The sequence below is a fragment of the Archangium gephyra genome, assembly GCF_049060025.1.
GTDB lineage: Bacteria > Myxococcota > Myxococcia > Myxococcales > Myxococcaceae > Archangium > Archangium gephyra_A.
In genome coordinates, this window is record NZ_JBMEQQ010000002.1 from 8,395,232 (window position 1) to 8,411,033 (window position 15,802).

General features: G+C 69.4%; 12 protein-coding genes and 1 pseudogene. 7 read left to right on the plus strand and 6 right to left on the minus strand.

From position 1 onward, the window contains the following. Positions 1-60 precede the first annotated feature (60 nt). Positions 61-1,416 carry a Tox-REase-5 domain-containing protein gene (locus ACN28I_RS36780; RefSeq protein ID WP_420946564.1) on the plus strand — a complete coding sequence of 452 codons (1,356 nt, stop codon included), beginning with the start codon at positions 61-63 and terminating at the stop codon, positions 1,414-1,416. Positions 1,417-1,428: 12 nt separating this feature from the next. Continuing rightward, a complete protein-coding gene (locus ACN28I_RS36785; RefSeq protein ID WP_420946565.1) occupies positions 1,429-2,172 on the plus strand; it encodes an Imm52 family immunity protein in 744 nt (247 codons plus the stop codon). A gap of 13 nt (positions 2,173-2,185) precedes the next feature. On the opposite strand, the gene ACN28I_RS36790 is transcribed toward ACN28I_RS36785, so the two are convergent. Next, positions 2,186-3,211, minus strand: a complete 1,026-nt coding sequence (locus ACN28I_RS36790; RefSeq protein ID WP_420946566.1) for an arginine N-succinyltransferase — start codon at positions 3,209-3,211, stop codon at positions 2,186-2,188. A 308-nt stretch (positions 3,212-3,519) separates the two neighbouring features. On the opposite strand from ACN28I_RS36790, the gene ACN28I_RS36795 reads away from it, so the two are divergent. The 3 genes and pseudogenes from ACN28I_RS36795 to ACN28I_RS36805 all read left to right on the plus strand — a co-directional run bounded on the left by ACN28I_RS36795 (position 3,520) and on the right by ACN28I_RS36805 (position 6,277). Then, positions 3,520-4,527 (plus strand): heparin lyase I family protein, encoded by a 1,008-nt coding sequence (locus ACN28I_RS36795; protein ID WP_420946567.1) that lies wholly within the window; start codon positions 3,520-3,522, stop codon positions 4,525-4,527. 378 nt (positions 4,528-4,905) lie between these two features. After that, positions 4,906-5,121, plus strand: a pseudogene (locus tag ACN28I_RS36800) (pyridoxal-dependent decarboxylase); the annotation flags it as partial. Between the two features lie 109 nt (positions 5,122-5,230). Then, the gene (locus ACN28I_RS36805) at positions 5,231-6,277 is read left to right on the plus strand and encodes a pyridoxal-dependent decarboxylase (RefSeq protein WP_420948788.1); all 1,047 of its coding nucleotides are present in this window, start codon (positions 5,231-5,233) and stop codon (positions 6,275-6,277) included. Positions 6,278-6,292: 15 nt separating this feature from the next. Here the strand turns inward: ACN28I_RS36805 and ACN28I_RS36810 are convergent, their stop codons facing one another. After that, positions 6,293-6,595: a hypothetical protein gene (locus ACN28I_RS36810; protein WP_420946568.1), complete on the minus strand. Its 303-nt coding sequence runs from the start codon at positions 6,593-6,595 to the stop codon at positions 6,293-6,295. A 186-nt stretch (positions 6,596-6,781) separates the two neighbouring features. On the opposite strand from ACN28I_RS36810, the gene mug reads away from it, so the two are divergent. Beyond that, positions 6,782-7,288: a G/U mismatch-specific DNA glycosylase gene (mug, locus tag ACN28I_RS36815; protein ID WP_420946569.1), complete on the plus strand. Its 507-nt coding sequence runs from the start codon at positions 6,782-6,784 to the stop codon at positions 7,286-7,288. A 116-nt stretch (positions 7,289-7,404) separates the two neighbouring features. Next, positions 7,405-8,685 carry a TIGR04013 family B12-binding domain/radical SAM domain-containing protein gene (locus ACN28I_RS36820; RefSeq protein WP_420946570.1) on the plus strand — a complete coding sequence of 427 codons (1,281 nt, stop codon included), beginning with the start codon at positions 7,405-7,407 and terminating at the stop codon, positions 8,683-8,685. Between the two features lies 1 nt (position 8,686). On the opposite strand, the gene ACN28I_RS36825 is transcribed toward ACN28I_RS36820, so the two are convergent. The 4 genes from ACN28I_RS36825 to ACN28I_RS36840 form a co-directional block, all read right to left on the minus strand. Then, positions 8,687-9,418, minus strand: coding sequence for an immunity 52 family protein (locus ACN28I_RS36825; protein WP_420946571.1), 732 nt, complete (start codon positions 9,416-9,418; stop codon positions 8,687-8,689). 15 nt (positions 9,419-9,433) lie between these two features. Continuing rightward, positions 9,434-10,960, minus strand: a complete 1,527-nt coding sequence (locus tag ACN28I_RS36830) for a Tox-REase-5 domain-containing protein (RefSeq protein WP_420946572.1) — start codon at positions 10,958-10,960, stop codon at positions 9,434-9,436. Between the two features lie 9 nt (positions 10,961-10,969). Next, the gene (locus ACN28I_RS36835) at positions 10,970-11,482 is read right to left on the minus strand and encodes a GNAT family N-acetyltransferase (RefSeq protein WP_420946573.1); all 513 of its coding nucleotides are present in this window, start codon (positions 11,480-11,482) and stop codon (positions 10,970-10,972) included. 122 nt (positions 11,483-11,604) lie between these two features. Continuing rightward, positions 11,605-15,639, minus strand: coding sequence for a chitobiase/beta-hexosaminidase C-terminal domain-containing protein (locus tag ACN28I_RS36840; protein WP_420946574.1), 4,035 nt, complete (start codon positions 15,637-15,639; stop codon positions 11,605-11,607). Between the last annotated feature and the right edge of the window lie 163 nt (positions 15,640-15,802).

The following is a 15,802-nucleotide window of genomic DNA, read 5'->3' on the forward strand; positions in this document are numbered from 1 at the left end:
ACCCCGCTCCGTGATGCTTCCGGAGCCGGGCTGGGCGCGGCCCTTCCTCTTCCTGGGGAGATGGATGGCGCGGCGGGGGGCTTTCCCGAGCAGACGCGGGACTTCTTCCAGGTGGTGCAGGAGGCCAGCGGCCTCGGGGAGCAGGCCCGGCACCCGGCGGGCGCGGCCCTCTACGTGGAGCAGGCGCGCCAGTTGTTGGGCCTGTTGGCGAAGACGCCCGTGACGCAGCGGAGCTTCGCGCCGCGCCAGGCGCTGTGCTGGCTGCTGCGCGAGGTGCTCGAGGGCGGCGAGCGCGTGGACTACGCCGACCTGAAGTGGCGGGCCGAGCGTTTCGGGTCCGTGGTGCTGGTGCGCCCGGACGGCTACCTGGTGGCCGCGCTCGATGGCACGCCGCTTCAGCGCCGGGGAGCGCTGGAGCTGGTGGAGGGGGAGTGGAGAGTGGGTAGCCTCGTGGTGGGCGGCTTCTACGTCTCGCACGGGGGCGTCTTCTACCCGGCCACCGAGGCCCTGCGGCGCGCGGACAGCCCACCCCTGGCCGAGCTGGGCCTGGAGAGGGACGCGCTCAACGCCGCGCTCGACGGGGCGCAGGATGCCATGGCGGAGATGGCGCTGGCGCTGGCCCACACCGTGCTCCACCCCATCCGCACGCTGGAGGACCTGGGGCAGTTGCCCACCACGGTGGCACAGCTCATCGCCTCCTCGCCCGAGTACTTCGCGCGCTACGGCGCCATGTCGCGCGAGGACCAGATACGCGAGGCGGCGCGTCTGTCCACGCACATCCTCCTGATGCTCGGGGGAGGGCGGGCCACGGTGGGACGCATGGGCGGGCTGGGAGCCGAGCTGCCGGTGCTGTCACTCACGGCCCGGGGCGAGCTGGTGCTCGGTGGAGCCGTGGTGGCGGTGGGCACGACGATGGACCTGGGCGCCCTCTCCATCCTCCACATGGCGGGGAGGGGTCAGGGAAGAAGCGGCGGCGCGAGTGGCAAGGCGGGGAAGGGCTCCCAGACGGCTCCGGCGAAGAATCCCGGAAGGTGGACGTACAAGAAGCCTACCACCGGGTCCCAGCGCTCCCTGGACTACCAGGAGCAGGTGACGGGACGGCCCGCGTGGTGGGTGTACATGGTTGGGAAGCTGGAGTTCGACGGCATCAAGCTGGGGGAACTGCTGGAGGCCAAGGGTCCCGGCTACTGCTCCTTCTTCGAGGCCAACGGCACGCCCAAGCCCTGGTTCAGGGCGTCTGGCGGGTTCAGGCAGCTGATGGAGCAAGCCAGGAATCAGTCGAAGATGGCCGAGCACTTGGGGATGCCGGTGAGCTGGCATGTCGCCGATGCCAATGTGGCGGCGTACCTTCGCGAACTCTTCGAGAAAGAAGGCTGGAACAGCCTCACCGTCCACTACACGCGGCCCGTGCAGTAGAAAGGCGCACGTATGCAAGAGGACTACTATGTCGGGGCGTACTGGGGCCCGCGCCAGGAGACGGCATTGGAGTGTGCGCGGCGCGCGGAGCTCTTCTTCCACATGCTGGCGCGGTGTGACCCGACGTTCACCCAATGGTATGGGTCAGGCCGTGGCTTCCCCCGTGAGCTGCCGGGCTGGCCCGTCCGTCCGGAGCTGAAGGAGTTGGAGACCTTCTTGCTCAAGGGCAGGAGCCGCACCGACGTTGGCAGGGAGGTCATCGAGGATATGGGCTTCTTCCAGATGGTGTGGAACGCCAAGAAGGAGGCCACGGACCTCCACCTCTCCTGTGGCGGATACTCGCCGTGGGGAGGGCCCAATTCGTGTCTGCTCAACCCCCCCAGGCAGGGCACGGTCCGGGAGCGGCTTCTGCGCGCACCCGTGCTGGACGAGGTACTCACGTGCATGGCCACCGCGTGGGATCCCGACTACGCCATGGCCAGTTCGACCGAGATGGTTCGCCTCATCAAGAAGAGGAAGAGCGAGGTGCGGGTGGGCTGGCTGACGTACCTGTCGCGCCGCCTGGGCACGCTGCCGCCGCTGCCCGCGCCCGTGCGCATCGAGCCGGTGGGGACGCTGGGCTGGCTCCTCGTGCTGTCCCCCGAGCCCATGACGGCCAGCAACCCCGAGCACGTGGCCTTCACCGCCCGCATCCGCGAGCTGCTCGACCGGGCCGGGCTCATCGAGCGTCCTGAACCCGGGCCCGCCAGCGAGTGACGGGACACTCCGCTCAGTCGAAGGGAATGACGGACAGCTTCGCGCCCGCGGGCACGTCCAGCAGCTCCTTGGTCTTCGCGGGCAGGTAGGCGTTCTTGTCGTCCAGCCGGGCCGTGGTGCGCACCGCGCGGAAGCGGTTGCGCCCCGACTCGCGCTCGTAGGCGACGAGCACGTCATCGCCCTCCATGTCGAAGTCCTGATCGGCCAGCTTCAGCGAGCGGTAGCGGCGCACCAGCGTGATGTCCGAGAGGTTGGCCTCGAAGTGCGGGCCCCCGTCGAAGGGGTCAATCCGCTCCACGTAGCGGAAGCCCACGCGCTCCAGCATCCGCTGCACGCCCTTGGTGTTGGGCCCCACCTCGCCGAGCACCTTCTGCACGCGCTCGGGGAAGAGCGACGCGTAGATGTCCGAGTTGGGGAAGAGCTCCTTGATGAACTCCTTGTTCTGCCGGCTGAGGCGATCCGCCTCGTGGTAGGTGAGGCCGGTGAACTTCTTGCCGCACGCCTCCCACAGCAGGCTGCGCCCGTCGGGGAGCAGCGGCGGCAGCAGCTCGGCGAGCACCCGCGGGCGGAAGATCCGCTTGTGCATGGCCATGAAGAGGAAGCGCACGAAGGAGAGCTGCTTGCCGGGCTTGTCCGGCGTGGCGCGGTAGGGCGGGTCCACCACCAGGCCGCCGATCTCCGTGGGGCCCTCGTAGTTGTAGCCGATGGACAGCACCTTGTGCCGGAAGTGCCGGCCGATGGTGGCCGAGTAGTGCTCGCGCTCGGAGACGTCGTAGTACGTGTGCGGCGCCTCGTAGGTGCCGTGCTGCGCGATGATCATCGACGTGCCGATGATGAGCTCGTTGCGCACGTCCTCCAGGACGAAGAGGTACTCGCGCTCGAAGGGGTTCTTCACCTTGCCCGCGAAGCTCTTCACGGACTTGTCGATGATGGCCTCGAGCGTCTCCTCGTTGTTGGGCAGGTTGACGGTGTTGAGCACCGCGGCGAGCCGCTTCAGGCCGGGCAGGTCGGTCTTCTGGACATCGCGCAGGACGAGCATGGGAGCACCCGGATCACCCCTCGGACGGGGGACCGCAGAGGGGGCGACCATACACCACCCGGTCATCCCGTCAGCCGCTCGTCTGCCCTTCCGTTTCGACGCGCTGCGTCGATTCTGTTGCCTGTCCGGCTGGCTGCCCGGTTCAGCCAATTCCTCCCACCTCTGGGAATGGCCGTTTCCGAGGGGTAAACGCCTCCCCGGGTGCCTGTCCGGCTGTCAAGGAAGAAGAAATAACAGCCGCTTGAAATAAAAGAGAAACGTGGGAGCGTGGCCCTTGTCGTTGGCTGTCAAACATTAGCGAGGGCGCCTTGAGAGCAATCCTGGTTTCACTGCTCGCCATCCTGATGCCGGGGCTGGCGTGGGCCGGCGTCGTGTGGAGGGGGGACTTCGAGACGGGCAACACGTCCCAGTACACGCGCGCCCAGCAGGTGAGCGCGGATCGGCTCCAGGTCGTCACGTCCCCGGTGTACCAGGGACGCTACGCGCTCAAGGCCACGGTGAGACAGGGGGATGACCCCATCAACTCCAGCGGCAACCGCAACGAGCTCGTCTACCAGGGTTACGAGAAGGAGGGCTCGGAGTACTACTACCGCTGGCAGGTGCTGTTCCCGCAGGACTACCCGAGCGTGAAGACGTGGCAGGTCTTCACCCAGTGGCACCACGATGGTTGCTGCGGCTCGCCGCCGGTGGAGTTCTTCGTCTACGGCGAGGAGATCCGCCTCACGCTCACCGACAGCGTGACGCCGTGGAAGACGGCGTTGGTGCGCGGGAAGTGGCAGGACTTCATCCTGCACGTGAAGTGGTCGCCCGATCCGGCCGTGGGCTTCGTCGAGCTGTGGCACAACGGCCAGCGCGTGCTGTCGCGGTACGTGCACGCCACGATGTACCCGGGCGACGGCATCTACCTGAAGATGGGCCTGTACCGCAGCGACACCGTGCAGCCGGTGGGCACCGTGTACCATGACGGTTTCGTCCAGGGGACGCGGCTGGAGGACGTGCTGCCGCCGGTGTCCCAGCCCACGCCGGACGCGGGGACGAGCACGCCAGACGCGGGGACGCGCACGCCAGACGCGGGTACGCCGGACGCCGGCACGCCGGTGCCAGGGCCGGATGCGGGCACGGCGCCGGATGACACGACGCCGCCCATTGTTCCCACCTCTCCGCCGCTGGATACCGGAGCCACCCCTCCCACGCTCGAGGAGGAAGTGCCGCGCGTGGGGTGCTCGAGCGCGGGCGGGTCTCTCTGGGTGATGGGGCTGCTGGGGCTCGGCGGTCTGCTGCGGCGCGCCCGGCGTCACGCGAGGCACATGCGCTGAATTTCCCCTCTCCCCTCGGGAGAGGGTCGGGGTGAGGGTATCGGATGTAACCAGGTTGCCCCTCGCACTGCCTTCCATTCGGGGACTCCGCGGTGACCCGCGGGTCAGGAGAACGGGGGCGGGCACCCTCACCCCGTCCCTCTCCCGAGGGGAGAGGGGAGTTTCCACTCGGTTCTACCCGTGCCGGAGGGGCCCGTCGTATGAGAGGGCCACCCCGAGATGAGAACCGAGATGAGTGACGCGCGTGAAGGGGCGGTGCCCCACCTGAGCCCCGAGGAGTTCCGGAGGCTGGGCCATCGGATGGTGGACTGGATCGCCGACTACTGGTCCCGGCTGGAGTCCTTCCCGGTGCGCTCCGCTGTCGCTCCGGGCGAGGTGATGGCGAAGCTCCCCGCGCACCCGCCCGAGGAGGGCCTGGGAGGCGATGAGGGCTGGGAGGCCGTCTTCCGGGACCTGGAGCAGGTGGTGCTGCCCGGCCTCACCCACTGGCAGTCGCCGTCCTTCTTCGCCTACTTCCCCGCCAACGCCTCGGGGCCTGCGGTGCTCGGCGAGCTGCTGTCCGCGGGCCTGGGCGTGCAGGGCATGCTCTGGTCCACCAGCCCCGCCGCCACCGAGATGGAGACGCGCGTCCTCGACTGGCTGGCCGAGCTGCACGGGACTGCCCGCCTCGTTCCGCTCGGACTCGGGCACCGGCGGCGGCGTCATCCAGGGCACCGCCAGCGAGGCCACCCTGGTGGCCATGGTCGCCGCGCGCGAGCGGGTGCGGCGCACGCTCGGCAAGGAGCCGGAGCTGGTGGCCTATACCTCCACGCAGGCGCACTCCTCCGTGTTGAAGGCGGCCATGCTGTCCGGCGTGGTGCGCGGCGTGTCGGACGACGTGCACCTGCGCCAGCTCGGCACGGACGGCGTCTACGCGCTGCGCCCCGAGGTGCTGGAGCAGGCCATCCGCGAGGACCTGGCCGCCGGCCGCCAGCCCTTCTTCGTGTGCGCGTCGCTGGGCACCACCTCCTCGGGTGCCATGGATCCCGTGGGCGCCATCGCCGAGGTGCTGAAGCGCACGGGTGTCACCGCCGCGGGCGGCTGGCTGCACGTGGACGCGGCGTGGGCCGGCTCGGCGCTCGTCTGCCCCGAGCACCGCGCGATGCTGGAGGGCCTGGAGGCCGTGGACTCCTTCGCCTTCAACCCGCACAAGTGGTTGCTCACCAACTTCGACTGCAACGCCTTCTACACGCGCGAGCGCAAGGCCCTGCTGGACGCGCTGAGCGTCATGCCCGAGTACCTGCGCAACGCGGCCACCGCGAGCGGCGCCGTCATCGACTACCGGGACTGGCAGGTGCCGCTCGGCCGCCGCTTCCGCGCGCTGAAGCTGTGGTTCGTGCTGCGCCACTATGGCGCCAAGGGGCTGCGGGCCTACATCCGCGAGCACGTGCGGCAGGCGGAGCTGTTCGCCTCCTGGGTGGAGGCGGACGGGCGTTTCGAGCTGGCCACGCCGCGCTCGCTGGCCCTGGTGTGCTTCCGGCTGCGCCCGGCGCCCGGTGAGGAGCCCGCGGCCACGGACGCGCGCAACCGCCAGTTGCTGGAGCGGTTGAACGCGGGCGGCAAGGCCTTCCTCACCCACACGGTGCTGCCCGGGGTGGATGGAGCGCCCGCTCGCTACGTGTTGCGCATGGCCATCGGCTCGGCGCGCACCGAGGAGCGGCACGTGCGCGCGGTCTGGGAGCAGCTCGCGGCGCTCGCGAAGGAGGCGTGAGCCGGGGCCAGGGGCCTATTGGTTGATGAGCGGCTGCAGCACGCCGAGCCGCTCGAAATCCTGGCTCATGGCCGAGCGCACCGCGTCGAGGACGGCCTCGTCGGAAAGGTTGCGCACGAGGAGCATCCGGGGCGAGACGATGCAGAGCGCCTGGTCGAGCTGGCGCCGCAGGTGCTCGAGGGTGAAGAGGGTGAGGCCGAAGCGCCGGCCGTCCTTCAGGCGGACCACGACGTCCAGGCTGTCACTCTCGGGCGAGACGAGCTCGTCGGCGATCAACACGGAGGCGATGGGCCCGTCCTTCATATCGAGGGAGCGCATGGGGGAGGACTGTAGCCGCCCGCCGGACAGGGAAGGGGGCCCGCGAGGGGCTCCCGTCCACCGGTGCACCATCGGGAGGGGATGCCAGCGCGGGGCAGACGGTATAGGTTCAGCTCACGGGAGGAACGTCTGAAGTCACCTCGCAGGCCCACGAAGGACGAGCTGCTCGCCGCGGTGGGGCGCCACATGCCGGACCTCATCGCCCCCGGGCTGCGCATCCTCTTCTGTGGCATCAACCCCAGCGTGTACTCGGCCGTCGTGGGCTACCACTTCGCGCGGCCGGGCAACCGCTTCTGGCCGGCGCTGCATGCCTCGGGCTTCACGGACCGGCTGCTGGCCCCCTCCGAGCAGGAGGAGTTGCTCGCACTCGGGTACGGCATCACCAACGTGGTGGATCGGGCCACGGTGTCCGCGGACGCGCTGACGGCGGAGGAGCTCGCCGAGGGCGGGCGGCGGCTGGAGGCGAAGGTGCGGCGCTACCGTCCCCGGTGTCTGGCGGTGCTGGGCATCGGCGCCTGGCGCACGGCCTTCGGACACCCCAAGGCCTCGCTGGGGGCGCAGCCACAGACGTTGGGCGGCGCGCGCGTCTGGGTGCTCCCCAACCCGAGCGGACTGAATGCGCACTACCGGCCCGGGGACCTGGCGCGGCTGTTCCGCGAGCTGCGGCTGGCCGTGGAGGGTGTCGGCCCCTAGCGGCGCGGCGTTCACCAGCACGTCCGGCGGCTCGAGCAGGCTGGTATGGCCGGATGCCCCCGGAGCGGGCGGACGGCCCGATTGACAAGGGGGGGCCGTGTGGGTTTTCAGGGGAAATGGCGTCGAAGAACAAGGTCGCGCTGGTCCTGAGCTACCAGTACCCGGGCAAGTACGCGCTCACCGTGCTGGCGGGGGCGGTGGAAGCGGACGCGGTGGGGCAGGACGTGGCCCTGCGTTTCCCGAGGGACAGGGAGTCGCTGCTGGCCGCGGTGCGCGAGTGCCACGACGCGGGGTACCGGGTGGTGGTGGCGTGGTCGTTCTACTCGGCGAGCTTCCCCGGGGCGGTGGAGGAACTGGCCTGGCTGCGGGAGCGGCTGGAGGGCCGCGAGGTGCTGTGCATCGCGGGCGGGGTGCACGCCACGGCGGAGACGGAGCAGACCTTGCGCGGGGGCTTCGATCTGGTGGCGGTGGGCGAGGGCGAGCCCGTGCTGCTGGAGTTGCTCGGCCGGCTGGTGCGCGGCGAGGAGCCGAAGCAGACGCGGGGAATGTCGAGGCTGGTGGACGGGAAGCTGGTGTCGCAGGGGCGGGGGGAGGGCGTGCTGCTGGACACGTATCCGCCCTTCGCGGCGAGACACAGGATGTTCGGGGCCATCGAGATCACCCGGGGCTGCATCTACGCGTGCCGGTTCTGCCAGACGCCGTTCCTGAACAAGGCGCGGTTCCGGCATCGGAGCGTGGAGAACATCGCGCGGTGGACGCGGGTGCTGCGCGAGGCGGGCAAGCGGGACGTGCGCTTCATCACGCCGACGTCGATGTCGTACGGCACGGCGGACGAGTCGGTGAACCTGGAGGCGCTCGAGCGGATGTTGGCGGCGGTGCGCGAGGCGATGAGCCCTGGGGGGCGGGTGTTCTACGGGACATTCCCCTCGGAGGTGCGGCCGGAGCACGTGACACCCGAGGCGCTGGCGCTGCTGAAGCGCTACGTGGACAACGACAACCTCATCATCGGAGGCCAGTCGGGGAGCGAGCGGATTCTGCAGGCGAGCCACCGGGGGCACGACGTGGAGACGGTGGTGAGGGCGGCGAGCCTGGCGGTGGAGGCGGGCTTCGTGCCGAACGTGGATTTCATCCTCGGGCTGCCGGGCGAGGCGCCGGAGGACGTGAGGGCGACGCTGGCGCTGATGCGGCGGTTGTCGGAGCTCGGGGCGAAGGTGCACGGGCACACGTTCATGCCGCTGCCGGGGACGCCGTACCGCGATGCCCCGCCGGGCTCGGTGGACGAGGAGACGCGGAAGGAACTGGACCGGCTGGCCTCACAGGGCCGGCTGTATGGCCACTGGAAACAACAGGTGGCGCTGGCGAACGGAATCGCCGCGAGGCGCCAGCCGAGGCGCTGAGTCACCCCGTGGTCTCGAGAAGCCCCGCTCGGACCAACAGCTCGCACACCCGCATGGACAGCGCCACATGCTCGGGGTTCTCTGCAGTGAGGCGCTCGGGGGTGAGGACGATGAGCGTGCCCTTGTCCGCGACTGGCTCGATGTGCACGGGGGCGGGAAGAGGGGGCACCGTGCCCCGGCTGCGCGGGAAATACATGATCCAACCCGCGAACGTGCCCGCGATGCCAGTGGGTGTCACCGCGTCCCGGTGCATCGTCGAGGTCGCGATGGCGGAGTCAGGCTCCCAGGCCAGGGCCATGCTCCGCACGAGGCCGGTGAGAACGGGCACGGTCAGCACCCGCTCCGCGTTCGGTCCTCGGGTTGGCAGGTTGCACACACAGACGTTGCCCACCGCTTTGGAATAGGCGCCACAGGTGAAGTGGAAACCGGTGTCGTCGTAGTCGACGCACACTCCGTTCCACGCCCAGACTGAGTAGCCGAGCTCTTCAAATTGCCGATCCTTGCCCCGGCGAACGAGCTTCTCCAGCGCCGCGCGGGTGGGCTCGATGGGGCGCTTCAGTGCATCCTTGCGCGACCTGCCCTGCTGGAACCATCGGGAGAAGGATGGGTCGACATCCGCCACGGCGGCCAGGAAGACTTCCGCCCGCCGGGCGCACTCCTCCGGCGTCTCCTTCCGTGGTCCCCAATAGGCACCTGCGTAATACGAGTCGATTCTGTGGAACGTCTTGGGCATGGGCCGCGCTGCTCCCTACATCGGAGGGGTATAGACCACTTCAATCCCGGCCACTCTTTCGTTCTTGAACAAGAGTTGGATGGCCTTGGCGGTCTTCTCCTCCGCGATGTGCCACCGGATGGGGATACCCGTTCCCCAGGCGGCGTTGAGCTGGCGCCTGGCTTGGTTGACAAGGTCCCTTGCTCCAGAGTTCTTGAACCAGGTCTTGGGGTCCAAATCGTCGAGGAACTTGTTGGCGTAGCCAGGCCCCTTGGCCTCCAGCAACACGCCGTCCTTGAAGCCGTCGAACCTCACGCCTCCGCTCTTCCTGCCTACGCCACCGACCCAGTAGGCCTCGTCCGCCGAGCGCCCTGAAATCTGCTCCTGGTAGGCACGGGCTCGGGCGGACATGGATTCCTGTGCCGGTCCCCACTGCCCCGGCCCATTGGCGGGCGAAGGCGTCTGCCCGCCCGCATTGGCCCGCTGGAGGATGATGGCCGTCCCTGGCCCACCGCTCATCACCGTGGCCACCCTGCCCACTGGCACCACGATGCGCTCCACGACGAGCAGTCCGTCGGCTGACAGGGACAGCACCGGCACGGTTGCCTCCGCGCCCGCCCACGCTCCCGTCAGCGTGCGAGTGGTGCCGCTGGCGGCGCCCCAGGTAACGAGCAGGCTGGTGGTCAGCTTCGAGAGGGTCTTCACCTGCTCTCCGCGCGTCATGTACCGCAAGCGCTCGAGGTACTCGGGCGAGGAGGCGATCAAGGCGGCCACTCCCGCCGGCAGGTGTTGCAACGCCGCGAGGCTGTCCAGCGGGCGCGTCAGCAACTGGCCCGTGGCGTGGTACAGCTCGACGAAGGCTTCTTCCGCCCCGTCCAACGTGCGGCCGATGTAATCCGCGTCGTCATACACCTCCGCCAGCGGAGGCCCTTGCATCATGGGCCGCAGCCGCCCGTCCGTGGGCCGGAATACCCAGCCGATGCTGGTGTAGAAGTGGCCCAACTCGAAGGGGCCCGCGCGGAAGGCTTCGTCCTTCCACTCCACCCGGCCCACCTTCTGCTGCGTGCGCCCGTTGCGCGTCCAGGCGAGGTATCCATCCGGCCGCAGCACGGCCACGATGTTGAATCGCTCCACCCGGCGCAGTAGTTCCTCGCGGGAGACTTCCCCGCTCTCCAGCACTTCGCGCAGCAGGTGGCCCACGGCCATGCGTGGCGGAAAAGAGGCCAGCGTTACGGGTTTGCGCAGCAGCACCGCCAACACCTGGGCCGCCTGCTGGGGCGTGAAGGCAGCGCCTCGCGGAGGCAGATCGTTGAGATCGTCCAGGCCCGCGTACGTCAGCAATTGCTCGAAGGCGTCTACCTGCTCGGTGCCACCGGTCACCGTGTGCGCGGCCATGCTGGCCGGGCTCAGCATGGCCACCTGCGTGCCCGGTACGCGCTCGCTCCGGCTGTAGCCCAGGGCCGCACCACGGCCGGACATCGGAGCCACCGTGGCGCAGCCAGTGGCCAACACCGCGGTACTCAGCAGGAGGGCCGCGCACTTCCACATCGTCCCAGCGGACATGCATCACCTTCAGCCTTGAAACCGTGCCCGCTTCCGGCCGTCGAACACCTGGGCCGGGTCCCCGTCCAGCGTGGTGTCCTCGAACGCGCCATCCATGTACTCGCCAATCACGCGCCGCCAAAAGGCGGTGGCGCCCTGGTTGGCGGGGAGCTGCGACAGCTCCCACGTGCCGGGGAACCGATCGAAGAGCGTGAACGCGGCCTTGCGTCCCATGCCGTGCCGGCGCTCGCCACGGAGCACGAAGAACTCGCTCAGCCGGAAGTCGCGCCCGGGGGTCATGAACGGGAAGGGCGCTTGTCCCACCAGGGCGAAGCCCACGGGCCGGCCGTCGAGCCGGAAGAGCATCGGGTGGAAGCCCTCCTTCCCCGAGAGCCAGTGGGGCAGGTAGTCGGGCTGCCAGAGGCCCTCGGCATCCAGCGAGTAGCCGTCGCCGAACTCGCTCAGGTCATGCAGGTACAGCGGGTACAGATGGCGCAGGAGCGGATGCTCCGCGGGGGAAACGGGGAGGACCGAGAGCGTCATGTTGCTCCCACCGTATCAGCGGCCTGCTCCCTCTCCCTCTGGGAGAGGGCTGGGGTGAGGGTCTTCCCCTGGAACGAGGGAGGAGCCGGAGTGACCGGCCCCTCCCACGGAGGTCCTACGGACTACGGGTTGGGAAACCCGAACGAAGAGGCGCCCACTGCCCAGTCACTGGCCAGGTTGTTGTCCGTCGCGAGGACGCGGCGGACCGTGGTGGACCGATCGGTGGTCGACGTCCCGTTCCAGTCGACGGAGACCTCCGCCGCGGTGGGGGTCGTGGTGCCCGAGCAGGGGACGCCACCGCAGTTGGCCGGCAACCACTGCCCCTCATCCTGGAGGGACTGGAGCTGCGGGAGGAAGTCAGCGGGAGGGGTACCGCCCGACCGGAAGAAGGCCGCGCCATCCTGAGTGGCACCCGCGGCATCGCGCACGCGGATCACGCGCTGGGAGTAACCAATCTCGGCGGTGGTCCCGAGGAAGTCCCAGGCGCTGTCGTAGTAGCCGCTGTAGGCGCTTTCGGGGTGCTCGGTCTTGCTGGTGGTCTCGGAGGTGGGCGCGTCGGCGGGCGCCGTGGCGGGCCTGAGGTGGACGACGATGACGTCACCGGCGGCCACCACGACACTCGGGAAGGTGGCCAGGGTGGTGCTCGCGCCCTGCATCAGGGTGAAGCCGTTCACGCTCCCTCCCTTCACCACGAATAGCTCCACCAGATCCTTACCGCCGCCGAGGCCGGGGGCGATCTCGGTGAGCATCAGCACGGCGGGCGTGACGAACCCGGTGAAGGTGGCGGTGTTGGCCGTCGGCTGGACGCCGCTACCCAGGGAGTCCTTCACGCTGGAGGCCACCGTCACCGCGTAGGCCGTGCCCGCCGCCTGCGTGGAGGTGGTGAGCTGGACCTGGCGGCCCGAAACGGTGGCGGCCGAGGCCACTAGGCCGTTGTCGAAGGTGAACTGGCTGCCGTTGGCGAGCACGCTGGCCGGGTCGATCGTCCGGTCGAAGCTCACCGTCACGCTGGTGCTGCTGGCCGCCGAGGCGCTCGTCACCTTGGGGCCCGGGCACGACAGGACGTCGAGGTCGCCGGGCGCCCAGGCGGAGGGCTGGGCTTGCGCGGTGAACCGCCACAGCGGCGCGGTCACGGTGACGGAGCAGCCCTGCGCCACCTCGGACGCGCTCTGCACCGCGGTCGTCAGGCGCAGCCGGAGGTTGGTGTTGATGTCGGGATTGCCCAGGGTCACCACGTTCGCTCCGACGTGGCCCGTGCCAGCCGCGGTGAAGTCGTTGGCCACCGTGCCACTGAGGGTGATGAGTTCGCTCTCGTAATCGGCCACTGCTGCCGCGAGGTCGATGCTGCTCACGTCGTTGACGAGGAACTCCACCGACTCCCCACTGCTGTGCACGGTGAAGCTGGCGGTGTCGAGCTTGGTGATGCGCACCAGGCCGCTCGACGTCCCCTTCTCGGTGGCGCGGAGGCGCACGCGGTCACCCACCTTGGGAGCCGGGCTGAGCGTGGTGGGGTCCACCGCGACGAAGATCGCCGGACCGTTCTTCTCCGACTGGAGGAAGAAGCCCGCCGGGTCGGAACTGGTACCCGTCGTGGCACCCGTGTTCGGCTTCGTGTAGGTGACGAGCGCGTAGTCGATGAACTCGCTGATGGCCCCGTTCGCCCTGGAGCGGATGGTGGCAATCTGCGCCGAGACGTTGGCCGGGGTGGCGATGGTGTACGTCTCGGTCCGCACGCTCTCCGCGTTGTTGACCTTGTCCACGGAGAAGAACTTCAGCGTGGTGTTGGCGGTGAGGGAGATGGCGGTGCCGGTGTAGCGCGTCGAGCCCGTGGTGGGCGTGCTGCCGTTGAGGGTGTAGTACGTGGCATCGCACCCGACGCCGCGGGCGTCATCGGCGCAGGCCAGGGTGACGCTCTGCACGGAGGTGTACAGCCCGCCCGCCGGGGTGGCGGTGGTGGTGGGCGCCGTGAGGTCGAGGTCGATGACGTACGTCTCGGTCCGCGCGGCCTCCGCGTTGCCGGCCGTGTCCACGGAGAAGAACTTCAGCGTGGTGTCGGCGGAGAGGGAGATGGCGGCGGTGTAGCGCGTCGAGCCCGTGGTCGGCGTGCTGCCGTCGAGCGTGTAGTACGTGGCCGCGCACCCGCTGGCGCCGGTGTCGGCGCAGGCCAGGGTGATGTTCTGCCGGGTGCGGTACGTGCCGCCCGCCGGGGTGGCGGTGGTGGCGGGCGCCTCCGTGTCGAAGGTGTACACCTCCGTCTGCACGGTGCTCACGTTGCCGACCGTGTCCACCGCCATGAACTTGAGCGTGGTGTCGGCGGAGATGGTGATCGGCGCGGAGTACGTGGCCGAGCTCGTGTCCGGCGTGCTGCCATCGGTGGTGTAGTGGATGGCGTCGCACCCGCTGCCCGAGGCGTTGTCGGTGCAGGTGAGGGTGACGTCACGCGCGCTGTTGTAGAAGCCGCCCGCGGGGGCCGCGGCGACCGTGGGCTTCACCGCGTCGATGACGTACGACTCGCTCCGCACGGTCTCCTCATTGCCCGCCGCGTCCACGGAGAAGAACTTCAGCGTGGTGTTGGCGGTGATGGAGAGCGGGGTGGAGTACGTGCTGGAGGAGCGCGTGGGCGTGCTGCCATCCAGCGTGTAGTACGTGGCGGTGCAGCCGCTGCCCGAGGCGTCCTCGCACATCAGCGTGACGGACTGCGCGTCCTTGTAGGAGCGGCCCAAGGGGATGGCCGTCGTCGTGGGCGCCACCTCGTCGATCCGGTAGGTCTCGGTGTGGAGGGTGCTCGAGTTGCCCACCGAGTTCTCCGCGAAGAACTTGATCGTGGTGGTGACGGTCACGGGGATGGGCGTGGAGTACGTGGCCGAGCTCGTGGAGGGCGTGCTCCCATCGGTGGTGTAGTAGATGGCGACGCAGGTGCCGCCGGTAGCGCCCGGGTTGCAGGTGAGGGTGACGCTCTGCGCGGCGCGGTACAGGCCGCCCGCGGGCGAGGCGGACACCGTGGGAATCGACGTGTTGATGACGTAGTCCGCCGTCTTCACGGACTCGGGGTTGCCGGCCATGTCCACGGAGAAGAACTTCAGCGTGGCGCTGGCGGCGATGGAGAGGGGCGCGCTGTAGCGCGGCGAGCCCGTGGTGGGCTCGGAGCCGTCGAGGGTGTAGTGGGTGGCCGCGCAGCCGGTGCCCGCGCCGTCGTTGCAGGCCAGCGTCACGCTCTGGGCCTCGTCATACGTCCCCGCCGCCGGAGTGGCCGTGGTCATGGGCGCCACCGTGTCGATGACATACGCCGCGGTGCGCACCGCCTCGGCGTTGCCGGCCATGTCCACGGAGAAGAACTTCAGCGTGGTGTTGGCGGCGATGGAGAGGGGCGCGCTGTAGCTCGGCGAGCTCGTGGTGGGCTCGGAGCCGTCGGTGGTGTAGTGGGTGGCCGCGCAGCCGGTGCCCGAGCCGTCGTCGCAGGCCAGCGTCACGCTCTGGGCCTCGCCGTACGTCCCCGCCGCCGGGGTGGCCGTGGTCGTGGGCGCCACCGTGTCGATGACGTACGTCGAGGTATTGACGGTCTCCGCATTGCCGGCGGTGTCCACGGAGAAGTACTTCAGCGTGGTGTTGGCGGTGATGGAGAGGGCCTCGGTGTAGCGCGGCGAGCCCGTGGTGGGCTCGGAGCCATCGGTGGTGTAGTGGGTGGCCGCACAGCCGGTGCCGGTGCCGTCATCGCACGTGAGTACGACGCTCTGATCGGCGTTGTAGATGCTGCCCGCCGGGGTGGCGGTGGTGGTGGGCGCCGTCGTGTCCACCACGAAGGTCAGGCTCTGGGCGCTCTCCGCGTTGCCCGCCTGGTCCGTGGAAAAGAACTTCAGCGTGGTGTTCTGGGTGAGGACCACCGGCGCCGAATAGCGCGGCGAGCTCGCCGAGGGCGTGGATCCGTCGGTGGTGTAGTACGTGGCGTCGCAGCCGCTGCCCGTGCCGTCCTCGCACAGCAGCGTCACGGAGACGTTCTCCTTGAAGGTTCCACCCTGCGGGGTGGCACGCGTCGACGGCGGCGTCGTATCCGCGGGCGGCGGAGGCGGCGGTGGGGGAGTCGGGTCACACGCGCTCGCGAGCTGAAGCGCGAGCAGGGCCAGGACGAGCCGGCTCGACCAGGAAGAGATGGGGGTCATCGATACTCCGGGGGCGGATGAGGAAAGCGCGCGAAGCCTTCCACTGGCTGACACTTCGTCGCAAGTTGCCGGCCCGCGGGCCCACGGCCCGTGCGTCTCGGGGACGTGACAGCCGGGTGAACTCGTGAAAACCCTCCTCGGAAATCCTGGCCGAGCCGGGAAC

Coding starts and splice junctions, on each gene's coding strand:
- ACN28I_RS36780 (WP_420946564.1), top strand. CDS start 61: ATGGATGGCGCGGCGGGGGGCTTTCCCGAGCAGACGCGGGACTTCTTC.
- ACN28I_RS36785 (WP_420946565.1), top strand. CDS start 1,429: ATGCAAGAGGACTACTATGTCGGGGCGTACTGGGGCCCGCGCCAGGAG.
- ACN28I_RS36790 (WP_420946566.1), bottom strand. CDS start 3,211: ATGCTCGTCCTGCGCGATGTCCAGAAGACCGACCTGCCCGGCCTGAAG.
- ACN28I_RS36810 (WP_420946568.1), bottom strand. CDS start 6,595: ATGCGCTCCCTCGATATGAAGGACGGGCCCATCGCCTCCGTGTTGATC.
- mug (WP_420946569.1), top strand. CDS start 6,782: ATGCCGGACCTCATCGCCCCCGGGCTGCGCATCCTCTTCTGTGGCATC.
- ACN28I_RS36820 (WP_420946570.1), top strand. CDS start 7,405: ATGGCGTCGAAGAACAAGGTCGCGCTGGTCCTGAGCTACCAGTACCCG.
- ACN28I_RS36825 (WP_420946571.1), bottom strand. CDS start 9,418: ATGCCCAAGACGTTCCACAGAATCGACTCGTATTACGCAGGTGCCTAT.
- ACN28I_RS36830 (WP_420946572.1), bottom strand. CDS start 10,960: ATGTCCGCTGGGACGATGTGGAAGTGCGCGGCCCTCCTGCTGAGTACC.
- ACN28I_RS36835 (WP_420946573.1), bottom strand. CDS start 11,482: ATGACGCTCTCGGTCCTCCCCGTTTCCCCCGCGGAGCATCCGCTCCTG.
- ACN28I_RS36840 (WP_420946574.1), bottom strand. CDS start 15,639: ATGACCCCCATCTCTTCCTGGTCGAGCCGGCTCGTCCTGGCCCTGCTC.